We start from the raw sequence: 12,600 nt of genomic DNA on the forward strand, positions 1-12,600 counted from the left end.
ATGATGAGCCAGGCCACACTCGCCATCAAACTGCATGATATCGACGATGTGCTGATTGCGCGCGGCGCGCTTGCTGCCGGCACTATTCTCGCTGATTTCGACAATCTCGTTGCATCGGCTGACATTCCTGCCGCACACAAGATCGCGTGCCGCGACGTGGCACAAGGTGCGCCCGTGCGGCGCTACGGCCAGATCATCGGCTTTGCGACGCAGCCGATCCGCGCAGGCGATCACGTTCACGTGCACAACGTGTCGATGGGCGACTTCGCGCGCGACTACGCATTTGGCGAAGACATGAAGCAGGTCGAGGCCGCTACAGTGCCGCTCACGTTCAACGGCTTCCGGCGAGCGGACGGCCGCGTCGCGACCCGCAACTACATCGGCGTCGTCAGCACCGTGAACTGCTCGGCCACCGTCACGAAGCTGGTCGCGCAGCACTTCGCGCAACCCGGCGCGCTCGACGCTTATCCGAACGTCGACGGCATCGTGCCGATTACGCACAGCTTCGGTTGCTGTATCGACCATCATGGCGAGGGCATCCAGCAACTGCGTCGCACGGTTGGCGGATACGTGAAGCATCCGAACTTCGCTGGCATCGTCATCATCGGTCTTGGTTGCGAAGCGAACCAGATGGGCGCGATGTTCATCGCCGAGGGCGTCGAGCCGGGGCCGCTGCTGGTGCCGCTCGTGATGCAGGAAGAAGGCGGTACGCAAAAGACCGTCGACGCGGCCATCGCCGCAGTCAACAACATGTTGCCTGTCGCGAACCAGGCCGTGCGTGAGCCGGTTCCCGTTTCGCACATCAATATCGCGCTGCAGTGCGGCGGCTCCGACGGCTATTCGGGCATCACCGCGAATCCGGCACTGGGCGCCGCTGTCGATCTGCTGGTGCGGCATGGTGGGACGGCGATCCTGTCGGAAACGCCGGAGATCTACGGCGCCGAGCATCTGCTGACACGTCGTGCGGTGAGCAAAGACGTGGGCGAGAAGATCGTCGAGCGAATTCACTGGTGGGAAGACTACGCGAAGCGCGAAAAGGGCAGCATCGACAACAACCCGACGCCGGGCAACAAGGCGGGTGGCCTCACGACGATCCTCGAGAAATCGCTTGGCGCGGTTGCCAAGAGCGGTTCATCGCCGTTGATGGGCGTGTACCGCTACGCCGAACCGATCGACACGCACGGGCTCGTTTTCATGGACGCGCCGGGTTATGACCCGATGGGCGCGACGGGGCAGATCGCGAGCGGCGCGAATCTCGTCGTGTTCACGACGGGGCGCGGCTCCTGTTTCGGCGCAAAGCCCGCGCCCTCGATCAAGCTCGCGACGAACTCGACGATGTACAAGCGGATGGCCGACGACATGGACATCAACTGTGGCGACATCATGGACGGCACCGTAAGCGTGGAGCAGAAGGGCGAAGAAATCTTCCGGATGATCCTCGACGTTGCATCGGGCCACAAGAGCAAGAGCGAAGCGCTTGGCGTCGGCAACGAGGAATTCGTGCCCTGGATGATCGGCGCGCAGATGTAACCGCCGTGCGCGTCGGGTCGCGCGACGCGCATCCGTGCGGCGTAGCGGGAGCCTCAGGTTTCCCGCTCGCCGCACGCCGTAAGACAAATGCTGGTCGGGCCATGTCGAACCCGCGCCAGGATCAAGGAGACTCGACATGAAGATCAAACAGGCCATCGAACGCTTTCCGGGCGGCATGATGGTCATTCCTTTGCTTTGGGGCAGCTTGCTCAACACGTTCGCACCTAAGGTGTTGGGCATCGGCAGTTTTTCGACCCAGCTTGCGCATGGCGCGCTGCCCATTCTCGCGGTGTTCTTCGTTTGCATGGGCGCCGAGATTCAACTGCGCACCGCACCGCGTGCGCTGAAGAACGGGGCGGCCATTACCCTCGCCAAGCTCGCGAGCGGCGTGCTGATCGGTTTGCTCGTCAGCAAGGTATTCGGGGCGAACGGGTTTCTCGGTCTCTCGGGCATGGCGATCATCGCCGCCGTGACCAACGCGAACATGGGACTCTACGCAGCGTTGACCCGGCAGTTCGGCGACGAGGTCGATCGGGGCGCGCTTGCCGTTCTGTCGATCCTGGAAGGGCCGTTCGTGACCATGCTCGCGCTGGGTTTGTCCGGGTTGGCGAAGATACCGGTGCTCGATCTCGTTGCCACCGTGCTGCCCATCGTCATCGGCATGGTGCTGGGAAATATCGACCCGGACATGCGCAAATTCCTCAAGTCAGGCGGCGATTTGCTGATCCCGTTCTTCGCATTCGGTCTCGGCGCGCAGATCAATCTGCACGCCATTCTCGGCGCGGGCTTGTCAGGGATCGTCCTTGGACTGATTACGCTGGCGGTCGGCGCGGTATTCAACGTGATCGCATCACGCCTGTTCGGTGGTTCAGGTGTGGGCGGCGTGGCGTCGGCTACGACGGCGGGCAACGCGGTTGCGACGCCCACAGCGATTGCGGCCGTCGATCCCCATCTCGGCGCACTGGTCGCAGTGGCAACGCCTCAGATCGCCGCTTCCACGATCGTTACGTCGTTGCTCGCGCCACTGCTCACGGCCGCGTATGCACGCTGGCGCACGCGCCGGCTGGCCAAGGTTGGGAATGACGTAGAAGTCGTCGCGCACGCCGACGCGTGAACCTGAGCGCAATGAAAAAACCCCGGCGCCGGAAGGCGCCGAGGTCTAGTGCTCGCCACGCTCGATACTTCTTTGCTGCAAGCTCTGCGGGTTGAAGGCCGAAGCCCCGGGCACTCGCGCAGTGATCCCAACGCGCTTCGTTAAAAGGAGGAAGGAAATGCTCGAAGCGCGTTGAACGCATTATTCGTGCGTAGCCGTCTCTCGTACAGCAGCAGTTGACGAAGATTTCAGCGCAGCAGATGCAATGAGTGGATGGTGCGCGTTAGATGAGCAGACGGTTATCGGCGGAAGGCTTGCGTTCGACGAGCGCCGCGAGCTTGCGCAAGGCCGACGTCAATTCCGTGCGCCGCGTGCAGCCGCCAAGCGAAATGCGGATCGCGTTCGGCACGTCGCCCGTCTGGCAAAACGCGGAAGAGGGCGCGACGACGAGACCTTCGGTGCTCGCTGCCGCCGCAAGGCTTTGCGCGGCCCAGTGCGCAGGCAAGGGCTGCCACACATGTATCGCGCCGCTGGACGCCGGCATGCTCACCGTCGACAGTATCTGGTTCGCGGCAAGCAGCCGCTCCGCCGACTCCTTCAGTATCCCCGCCAGCACGTCCGCTGCCGTGCCGTCGAGTATCCATTGCGTGACCAGTGCCGTGGTGATCGGCGGCGACATCAGCGACAGCGAGCGCAGCGCCTTCAGAAACGCTTCCTGCCCGGTGGCGGCAGGCAACACGACAAACGCGGCGCGCAAGCCCGGCGAGATGCATTTGGACAACGTGGACAGGTAATACACCTGTTGCGGCGCGAGACTCGCGAGCGGCGCGGGCGGATCGTCGGCGAACAGCCGGTAGGGATCGTCCTCGACGATCGGCACATTGCGACGCGCCGCCACGGCGAGGAGTTCCTTGCGGCGACGCTCGGGCATCGTCTGCGCGGTCGGGTTGCGGATGGTCGGGTTCAGATAGATCAGTCCGCCCTCCGTGCGCGCGCAAGCCGCATCGAGCGCGTCGGGCCGCATGCCGTGCGCGTCGGACGCGATGGTCTCGAGCGTGCGGCCTAACTGCCGCGCGATCAGCGGCAGGCCCGGATAGATCAGCGGTTCGGTGAAAACAGGCGCATTGGGCTTCGTGAGCGCCAGTATCAGCGCGGCGAGCGCCGAATGCGCGCCGGGCGTCACGACGACCCGCGACGGGTCCACGCGGCCGAGGATCGGCTTGAGCCATGCCGCGCCCGCCTGCCGGTCGGTATCGCTGCCGCCGCCCAACTGGTAGGTCATCAGCAGATCGATGTCGCTGCGCACCAGCACCTGCGACAGTCCGCGCCTGAGCAGCACGGCGAGATCGAGGTCGGCGGGCGGCGGCGGAATGTTCATGCTCAGATCGGCTTGCTGCATGAACGTCGCGATGGGTGGCGCGATGAACGTGCCCAACGGACCGCGCGATTCGATCAGGTTGCGCCGGTGCGCCTCGGCAAAGCCACGCGTCACGGTAGTCAGATCGACGCCGATCATTTCTGCGAGCTTGCGTTGCGGCGGTAACCGGTCGCCGGGATTCAGCGTGCCGTTCGCCACGGCGCGCTCGATCAGATCGACGATCTGCAGATAGCGCGCCTTGCCGTTGTCTGCAAAGTCCGTGATCCAGTCCGGCCGCCGCGCAGCGCGTTTTCTCGAAGATGAAGTCATGTGTGGCAACTTGTCGCGCATGTATGGCATATGTCTTACTCTAGCATGCGCCGCCATAGCCTATGTATGTATCCGCCGCAAGGCCATAGCGATAGCGGGAAGTTCGCGCGTGTACGACGGTTGGAGGATAGATGCATGGGGCTATGTAACCCGGCAACCAACCTCAAAGCATGCGCAACCCACCTACACACGGCGGTTCCCCCCAACACGCGGGACCACGGTCCCGCTCCCATCCCATTCGAAGACAACTCCTGCGCGCAGGCCGCGTCGCCGCGACCGGCGCGCTGAGCCTGCTGGGCGGCTGCAGCATGGTGCTCTTCGATCCGAAAGGCGACATCGGCGTACAGGAGAAGAACCTGATCCTGATTGCGCTCGGCTTGATGCTGCTGGTCGTGATTCCCGTGATCGCGCTCACGCTGTATTTCGCGTGGCGCTACCGGGCGTCGAACACGAAGGCGAAGTACGCGCCGACGTGGGCGCACTCGACCGTCATCGAAGTCGTCGTGTGGACCATTCCGTGCATCATCGTCGCGACGCTTGCGGTGCTGATCTGGAAGACAACGCATAGCCTCGATCCATACAAGCCGATCGAATCGAACGTGAAGCCCGTTCGCGTCGAAGTGGTCGCGCTGAACTGGAAGTGGCTGTTCATCTACCCGGACTACGGCGTGGCCTCCGTCAACCAGCTTGCGCTGCCCGTCGATACCCCCGTCGACTTCCGTCTGACGGCGGAGTCGCTGATGAATTCGTTCTTCATTCCGCAACTGGGCAGCCAGGTCTACGCGATGTCCGGCATGCAGACGCAACTGCATCTGATCGCGAATAGCGCCGGCACATATGCGGGCCGTTCGTCGGCGTTCAGCGGGCCGGGCTTCTCGGACATGAACTTCGACACGGTCGTGACGAGCCGCGGCGAATTCGATGCATGGGTGGCGCGCGCGAAAGCGTCGCCGCAGGCGCTCGATGTCGCGGCCTACGACAGCTTGCAGCAACCGAGCAGAAAGAACCCCGTGACGCTGTACAGCAACGTGGCGCCGGGACTGTTCGACGGCATCGTCTATCAGTACATGCGTGACGCGGCAGACCGCCCGATCTGCACGACGGCGAATGCGGACATGTATGTCAAGCCGGCTCGTCTGCCTTCACACGCAGCTTTGGTATCGGAGTAGTGGATATGTTTGGAAAACTTACGCTCGATGCGATTCCGTATCACGAGCCCATCATCATGGGCACGCTCGGCGTCGTGATACTGGGCGGCCTCGCGTTGCTCGGCGCCATCACCTATATCGGCAAGTGGTCGTATCTGTGGAAAGAGTGGATTACGTCCGTCGATCACAAGCGGATCGGCGTGATGTACATCATTCTCGCGCTCATCATGCTGCTGCGCGGTTTCGCCGACGCGATCATGATGCGCGCGCAGCAGGCCGTCGCCTTCGGTGACTCGGCGGGCTACCTGCCGCCGCATCACTACGATCAGATCTTCACCGCGCACGGCGTGATCATGATCTTCTTCGTGGCGACGCCGCTGATTCTCGGCCTGATGAACGTGGTGGTGCCGCTGCAGATCGGCGCGCGCGACGTCGCGTATCCGTTCGTCAATTCGCTGGGCTTCTGGCTCTCCGCTGTCGGCGCGGTGCTGGTGATGATCTCGATGTTCGTCGGCGACTTCGCGGCGACGGGCTGGGTTGCGTATCCGCCGCTGTCCGAGCTTGGCTACAGTCCAACCACGGGCGTCGACTACTATATATGGTCGCTGCAGGTGTCCGGTTTAGGCACGACGCTGAGCGGTATCAACTTCATCGTGACGATTCTGCGCATGCGCGCGCCGGGTCTGAACCTGATGAAGATGCCCGTGTTCTGCTGGACGGCGCTGATCACGAACATCCTGATCGTCGCGGTGTTCCCCGTGCTGACGGGCACGCTCGCGCTGCTGACGATGGACCGCTATCTCGACATGCATTTCTTCACGAACGAGCTGGGCGGCAACGCGATGATGTACATCAACCTGATCTGGGTGTGGGGCCACCCCGAGGTGTACATCCTGATCCTGCCCGCGTTCGGCGCATTCTCGGAGATCATCTCCACGTTCTCCGGCAAACCGCTGTTCGGCTACAAGTCGATGGTGTACGCGACGTCGTCGATCGGTATTCTGTCGTTCTTCGTGTGGCTGCATCACTTCTTCACGATGGGCTCGGGTGCCAACGTGAATGCGTTCTTCGGCATCATGACGTCGATCATTTCGGTGCCGACAGGCGTAAAGCTGTTCAACTGGCTCTTCACGATGTATCGCGGCCGCATCCGCTACCACACGTCCACGCTCTGGACGATCGGCTTCATGGTGACGTTTGCCGTCGGCGGTATGACGGGTGTGCTGCTTGCCGTGCCGGGCGCGGACTTCGTGCTGCACAACAGCCTGTTCCTGGTTGCGCACTTTCACAACGTGATTATCGGCGGCGTGGTGTTTGGCTGTCTCGCGGGCATCAGCTACTGGTTCCCGAAAGTGTTCGGTTTCACGCTCGACGAGTTCTGGGGCAAGGTCGCGTTCTGGTGCTGGCTGGTCGGTTACTGGCTCGCGTTTACGCCGCTGTATATCCTCGGTTTCCAGGGCATGACGCGCCGCATGAATCACTACTCGGTGGCCGAGTGGCACCCGTGGCTGATCGTTGCGCTCGTGGGGGCCGTGATCGTCGGCATGGGCATTCTCGCGTTGCTGATCCAGTTCGCGGTGAGCATCCGCAAGCGCGAGCAGTGTCGCGATCTGACGGGCGATCCGTGGGATGCACGCAGCCTCGAATGGTCGACGGCTTCGCCCGCGCCGTTCTATAACTTCGCGCATGTTCCCGTCATCACGTCGCTCGAACAGCATTGGGACAACAAGCAGTCGGGCAGCGCATACGCCCGGCCCGCGAAAAAGTACGAGGACATTCATATGCCGCGCAACACGGCGGCTGGCTTCATCATCTCCGCGTTCAGCCTCCTGTTCGGCTTCGCGATGGTGTGGCACATGTGGGTGTTCGCGATCGTCGCATTGATCGGGATGGTCGGCACGTTCATCGCGCGCTCCTACGATCAGGATGTCGACTACTACGTTCCCGCTGCCGAAGTGGAGCGGATCGAGAACGCGCGCTACGCGAAGATCGAAGATGCGCGTGACGAAGCAATTGCGGAGATGGCCTGACCATGACAAGCGTATCGACCTATCGGGCCGGCGAGCATCACGACGCGCACGGCCACGACCATGAGCACGACAGCGGAACCCGCACCACGCTCGGGTTCTGGATTTACCTGATGAGCGACTGCCTGATCTTCGCGACGCTGTTCGCGACCTTCGGCGTGCTCGCCAATGCGACGGCTGGCGGCCCGACGGGCAAGCAGCTGTTCGAATTGCCGTATGTGCTGGGCGAAACGCTGCTGTTGCTCGCCAGCAGCTTCACGTTCGGCATGGGCGTGCTGAGCATGCATGCGAACCAGCGCGGCAAGGTGGTGGGCTGGCTGGCCGCGACTTTCGTGCTGGGCGCGGCCTTCATCGGCATGGAAATCTATGAGTTCGCCCATCTGATCAGCGACGGCGCCGGACCGTCGACGAGCGCGTTCCTGTCGGGCTATTTCACGCTCGTCGGCACGCACGGCCTGCACGTCACGACGGGCCTGCTCTGGATCGTCGTGATGATGCATCAGATCAGCCGTTTCGGGCTGACGCCCGTGACGCGGCGGCGCATTGCGTGCCTGAGTCTCTTCTGGCACTTCCTCGATCTCGTGTGGATCTGTGTGTTCAGTCTTGTCTATCTGCGTGAATTTCTATGAGCAAAACATCTGGATCGAACGTGACGCAGGGTCACGTTCATGATGCATCGCATGGCAGCGTGAAGAGCTACGTGGTCGGCATGCTGCTGTCGCTGGTGCTGACGTTCGCGTCGTTCGGCGTGGTGATGACGCATGTCGTGCCGCGCTCGATGGGGCTGACGGCCGTCGTCATTCTGTGCGTCGTGCAGTTGGTGGTGCAGCTGCGGTACTTCCTGCACCTGGGTTCATCCGCGGATCAGCGCTCGAACACAGGGATTTTCGTGTGCACGGCGTTGCTGATCGCGATCATCGTCGCGGGTTCGCTGTGGGTCATCCACAATGCGAACATCAACATGATGCCGACGCAGATTTCGATCGAGCGCGCATTGGCACGCGACTAAAGAAGGTCTCCATGTGTTAGCGGCGCTTTGACTCCCGTCGAAGCGCCGCTAACCAATTCAATTTCCCGCATCGACTTCCACTTCACGCCGCCTGAATGGCGCATCGCGCGCCACGTCACCCTGATAGAAGGCGGCGAAGCGATCCAATTGGCGCTGCGCGTCGGCAGGATCGACGCCTTCGGCCAGCACGGCACTCGAAAACCCCGTGCGCTCCATCTGAATCAACTGATCCGCGAGCACGTCGCCCGTTGCGCGCAGATCGCCATTGAAACCGAGCCGGCGACGGATCAGATACGCCTGGCTGAACGCCCGCCCGTCGGTGAAGTTCGGAAAATGAAGCTCGATACGGTCGGCCTGAGCGATAGCCTCGCTATAGGCAAAGGGATCGGCATCGTTATCGAGCGCGACGACATGCGCGACGGCATCGGCGAGATGCCCGGCGGCTGCAAGAATGCGAATACGCGCTTTCATGCCGACACCTCCAGCGGCGTGCGTGCCGCATTGGCGGCCGTCTTGAATGGATCGAGCCCGATGCGCCGCACCGTTTCGATGAAGCTCTCGCGGCGCGGCCCCGATTCCGTTCTCTGTTCGACATACGCTCGCAGCACGGCTTCGATCACGTCGGGTACTTCGTGCGCCGAGAACGACGGCCCGATGACCTTGCCGGGTTGCGCATCGCCGCTTGCATGCGATCCATCGGAGCCGCCGAGCGTGACCTGATACCACTCGGCGCCATCCTTGTCGACGCCGAGAATGCCGATGTGCCCGCTGTGATGATGCCCGCACGAGTTGATGCAGCCGCTGATGTGCAGATCCACTTCGCCGATGTCTTCGAGTTCGTCCATGTCCTGATAGCGTTCAGTGATGGCTTCTGCGACGGGCAGCGAGCGTGCATTCGCCAGCGCGCAGAAGTCGCCGCCGGGGCACGCGATCATATCCGTCAGCAGATTCACGTTGGCGCTCGCGAGTCCCACGCTGCGCGCGGCTTCCCACAACGCGAGCAGATCGTTTTCATGCACCCACGGCAGCACGATGTTCTGCGTGTGCGTGACACGCGCTTCGCCGGCCGAGAAGCGGTCGACAAGACCGGCGACCTGATCGAGCTGATCGGCGGATGCATCGCCGGGTGCCTGCAGCAGACGCTTGAACGACAAGGTGACGATGCGCAGCGACGGATTGCGGTGCTGCGCGACGTTGCGCTCCAGCCAGCGCGCAAATTGCGGCGTACTGGCGGCCGCGTCGTGTATCGCCTTGCGAGCGTCGGCGTCCGACGGCTTGTCGACCGAGCCCGTTGCAGGCTGCACGAAATACGCGCTGACGCGCTCGAGTTCGGCACGCGGAATGGTATGCGGTCCGCCGTCATGCTCGACGATCTGGCGAAACTCTTCCTCGACTTCGTCGATGTACTTCTGGCCTTCCGCCTTCACGAGAATCTTGATGCGGGCCTTGTACTTGTTGTCGCGCCGTCCGTACTGGTTGTACACGCGGACCACGGCCTCGATGTAGTTCATGATGTGCTGCCACGGGAGGAACTCGCGCAGCACCGTGCCGATGACGGGCGTACGCCCCATGCCGCCGCCGACGGTCACGCGAAACCCGAGTTGGCCATTCTCGCCATAGCGCAAGCGCAGGCCGACATCATGCCAGTCGGTCGCCGCGCGGTCGTCGCTTGCACCTGTGATCGCAATCTTGAACTTGCGCGGCAGAAACGCGAACTCGGGATGCAGCGTCGTCCACTGCCGCATGATTTCGGCGAACGGACGCGGGTCCGCGATCTCGTCGGGCGCCACGCCCGCGCGCTCGTCGCAGGAAATGTTGCGGATGCAGTTGCCGCTCGTCTGGATGGCGTGCATGTTGACGGTCGCCAGCAGGTCCATCACGTCGGCGGCCTTCGAGAGCGGAATCCAGTTGAACTGCACGTTGGTGCGCGTCGTGAAGTGCGCGTGATGGGTTGGCAGCCGGACGGTGCCGAGCTTGCGTTGGGCGTCGAGTGCCTGCCGGTAGACGTCGGCTTCGGGCGCATCGTATTCGCGCGCCACCCGCGCGAGCACGCGAAGCTGCGCACTCGACAACTCGCCATACGGCACCGCGACGCGCAGCATCGGTGCGTGCCGCTGCACGTACCAACCGTTTTGCAGGCGCAAGGGACGAAAGGCGTCTTCGCTCAATCGGCCGTCCTGCCAGCGTTCGATCTGGTCGCGGAACTGCGCGGCGCGATTGAGCAGAAAGGCTTTGTCAAACTCGTTGTACTGATACATGGCTAACCTGGAGGGCGGCGAAAGCGTGCATGTCGAGCTTTCGCCTGGGGACGCGGAACGACGGCCGATACCACCGGCATGTTCGCTCGAATCTACTGGCGCATGCACCCGCCGACAAGACGCAGATGACGCGAAAATGACCGCAGCAGATGAAAAAACCGGGCAGCGCGCCAGAACGCGGACTGCCCGGTCGGAGAGATGAGGGAGTTGGGGCCTGCCTTGTGCCTTGCGCGGGGCCTATTCAGGCAGCGCCGTGGTCTGCGGAATCATCGCGGCCTGGCCATGCAGCTTGCCGTGCTCGTCGATGAGTTGCCACACGGTCGCGCGTTCGATCCAGAAACGGCGGCCCGTCTTCGCAATGCGCACGCCGCGATAGCCGGTGACATAACCGTCCCGCGTGACCTGATCGAGAAACGCCTGACGTTCGCTGCGTTCCGGCGCCTCTGCGGAAAGGCGCGACGCAAGGGCGGTGATTTCGTCCCAGTCGTAGCCGAACAGCGTCTGGGCGCGGCGGTTTCCGTAGACGAACACAGGGTCTTCGGCCGTATTGTGCGCGAGCAGCCCGAAGGGCGCATCGTGATACAGCCACGCGACGGCATCTTCCGCGCGCTCATGCTTCGGTACGAGTTCGGTGCCCAGCAGACGCGCATAGCTGCCTGCGAGCAGGTTGAAGAAATTCAGGTCGGTGCGTAAATCCATTGGTTTTCCAGGTCCAGGCGATGTTGGAAGACATTCTAGCGTGACGCTGTTTTCCGCGTAGGTGTCATGCCCGGATCCACGAGAAGTTGCCTGAGACGATGGCTTCGAAACGCTCGTCGCTGGCTTCGAGAATGCTCTGCTTCCAGTACGCGCCATGTTCCGAATAGTGGGCGAGGAGATCGGCGAGCGTTTCGCCCGTCGGCGCATCGGCGAACGGTACGCGCACGAGCAGCACGACATTGCCGTAGTCGGAGTCGAGCCCGAGTTGCGCCTGGTCCTGCGCATACACGAGCAGATTGGCTTCGAGCATGAGCCGGTAGACGGTCGTGATGCGGCCCGCCGTCACCGCGCCGAAGTCGAAGCTCAGATAGATCGCATCGGGGTCTTCGTCGAAGCAGTCGAGCCGCACATCGAGGCCGCCCACTTCGATCGAATGGGTCTGCAACACGTGCTCGACGTCGGGCAAGCCGACTGTCTCGCACAGCGATGCAACGAGTTCTACATAACGGTCTTCACTCACGATGCGAATGCCCGATCAAACAAAGGGAAATCCTGCAAGGCATCAACGGCTGGCCGCTGCGCGAACGGCCAGCCAGCCTGCACTACGATGCCTGCGCGGCCTTCTGGATGCTCGACGCACCCGACTTCATCGCTTCGCCGAGCGCCTGCAGCAGGCTCGCATTCGACTGCGCTTGCGCGATTTCGAGCTGCTGTTGGGCGTTGTTGTTGATCGTCGCTTCGGCGCTTGCCGTTGCGCTGCTCGAGTTGACGCCGTTCGTCACGGCGCCCAGTGCGGATGTTGCTGCCGTTGCAATACCGGGCATGGTGGCTCTCCTGGAAAGTTCCGGCAGACGGAATGTCCAACCGGTGTTGAAAAAAGCGAATGAAATGACGTTCGACGCGTCAGCCGCGCAACGCGTCCTCGCGCAACTGCCCGACGATGCGGCTCGCGGCGACGAGGCCGCGATAGATGCGGGCGCGCGCATCGCGGTCGGCGGCCGTGCCGTCGGCGGCATGATTGAGCTGCTCGGCGCTGTCTTCGAGCGCCTTGCGCAGTTCAGCGACGCGCGCGTCGGCGTCGGCGGCGGTCACGACGTTCTGCAACGCCATGAAGTGTTGTGCGTGGCGTTCAATGGCTTCGTACATGGT

General features: G+C 62.8%; 13 protein-coding genes. 6 read left to right on the forward strand and 7 right to left on the reverse strand.

Features of this window, described 5'->3' with window-relative positions; genetic code table 11:
• Positions 1 to 3: 3 nt before the first annotated feature.
• Both PPGU16_RS33670 and PPGU16_RS33675 read left to right on the forward strand, forming a co-directional pair.
• Positions 4 to 1,530 carry a UxaA family hydrolase gene (locus PPGU16_RS33670; RefSeq protein ID WP_180727017.1) on the forward strand — a complete coding sequence of 509 codons (1,527 nt, stop codon included), beginning with the start codon at positions 4 to 6 and terminating at the stop codon, positions 1,528 to 1,530.
• A gap of 136 nt (positions 1,531 to 1,666) precedes the next feature.
• Positions 1,667 to 2,644 (forward strand): 2-keto-3-deoxygluconate permease, encoded by a 978-nt coding sequence (locus PPGU16_RS33675; protein ID WP_180727018.1) that lies wholly within the window; start codon positions 1,667 to 1,669, stop codon positions 2,642 to 2,644.
• A gap of 262 nt (positions 2,645 to 2,906) precedes the next feature.
• Here the strand turns inward: PPGU16_RS33675 and PPGU16_RS33680 are convergent, their stop codons facing one another.
• The gene (locus tag PPGU16_RS33680; RefSeq protein WP_243460759.1) at positions 2,907 to 4,310 is read right to left on the reverse strand and encodes an aminotransferase-like domain-containing protein; all 1,404 of its coding nucleotides are present in this window, start codon (positions 4,308 to 4,310) and stop codon (positions 2,907 to 2,909) included.
• A 308-nt stretch (positions 4,311 to 4,618) separates the two neighbouring features.
• Here PPGU16_RS33680 and cyoA point away from each other — a divergent pair, with 308 nt between their 5' ends.
• Genes cyoA through cyoD form a run of 4 tightly spaced genes read left to right on the forward strand, consistent with a single transcriptional unit; the run spans position 4,619 to position 8,494 of the window.
• On the forward strand, positions 4,619 to 5,479 hold the full coding sequence (gene cyoA, locus PPGU16_RS33685; protein WP_243460760.1) for a ubiquinol oxidase subunit II: 861 nt from the start codon (positions 4,619 to 4,621) through the stop codon (positions 5,477 to 5,479).
• A gap of 5 nt (positions 5,480 to 5,484) precedes the next feature.
• Entirely contained in the window at positions 5,485 to 7,488 is a 2,004-nt protein-coding gene (gene cyoB / locus PPGU16_RS33690; protein ID WP_180727019.1) for a cytochrome o ubiquinol oxidase subunit I, read from the forward strand.
• Positions 7,489 to 7,490: 2 nt separating this feature from the next.
• On the forward strand, positions 7,491 to 8,114 hold the full coding sequence (gene cyoC / locus PPGU16_RS33695) for a cytochrome o ubiquinol oxidase subunit III (protein ID WP_180727020.1): 624 nt from the start codon (positions 7,491 to 7,493) through the stop codon (positions 8,112 to 8,114).
• Positions 8,111 to 8,494 carry a cytochrome o ubiquinol oxidase subunit IV gene (gene cyoD / locus PPGU16_RS33700; RefSeq protein ID WP_180727021.1) on the forward strand — a complete coding sequence of 128 codons (384 nt, stop codon included), beginning with the start codon at positions 8,111 to 8,113 and terminating at the stop codon, positions 8,492 to 8,494. The genes cyoC and cyoD overlap by 4 nt, the downstream gene beginning before the upstream one ends.
• A 57-nt stretch (positions 8,495 to 8,551) precedes the next feature.
• Here the strand turns inward: cyoD and PPGU16_RS33705 are convergent, their stop codons facing one another.
• From PPGU16_RS33705 to PPGU16_RS33730, 6 genes are all read right to left on the reverse strand, one after another.
• A complete protein-coding gene (locus tag PPGU16_RS33705; protein WP_180727022.1) occupies positions 8,552 to 8,965 on the reverse strand; it encodes a DUF934 domain-containing protein in 414 nt (137 codons plus the stop codon).
• The gene (locus PPGU16_RS33710) at positions 8,962 to 10,752 is read right to left on the reverse strand and encodes a nitrite/sulfite reductase (RefSeq protein WP_180727023.1); all 1,791 of its coding nucleotides are present in this window, start codon (positions 10,750 to 10,752) and stop codon (positions 8,962 to 8,964) included. Before PPGU16_RS33710 ends, PPGU16_RS33705 begins: the two co-directional genes overlap by 4 nt.
• Before the next feature lie 237 nt (positions 10,753 to 10,989).
• The gene (locus tag PPGU16_RS33715; RefSeq protein ID WP_180727024.1) at positions 10,990 to 11,451 is read right to left on the reverse strand and encodes an MEKHLA domain-containing protein; all 462 of its coding nucleotides are present in this window, start codon (positions 11,449 to 11,451) and stop codon (positions 10,990 to 10,992) included.
• Positions 11,452 to 11,515: 64 nt separating this feature from the next.
• A complete protein-coding gene (locus tag PPGU16_RS33720) occupies positions 11,516 to 11,971 on the reverse strand; it encodes a CesT family type III secretion system chaperone (RefSeq protein WP_180727025.1) in 456 nt (151 codons plus the stop codon).
• A gap of 82 nt (positions 11,972 to 12,053) precedes the next feature.
• Positions 12,054 to 12,275, reverse strand: coding sequence for a hypothetical protein (locus tag PPGU16_RS33725; protein ID WP_042308577.1), 222 nt, complete (start codon positions 12,273 to 12,275; stop codon positions 12,054 to 12,056).
• 79 nt (positions 12,276 to 12,354) lie between these two features.
• Positions 12,355 to 12,597, reverse strand: a complete 243-nt coding sequence (locus tag PPGU16_RS33730; protein ID WP_180727026.1) for a type III secretion protein — start codon at positions 12,595 to 12,597, stop codon at positions 12,355 to 12,357.
• Positions 12,598 to 12,600: the final 3 nt, after the last annotated feature.

Source organism: Paraburkholderia largidicola, from assembly GCF_013426895.1.
GTDB classification, from domain to species: Bacteria; Pseudomonadota; Gammaproteobacteria; order Burkholderiales; family Burkholderiaceae; genus Paraburkholderia; species Paraburkholderia largidicola.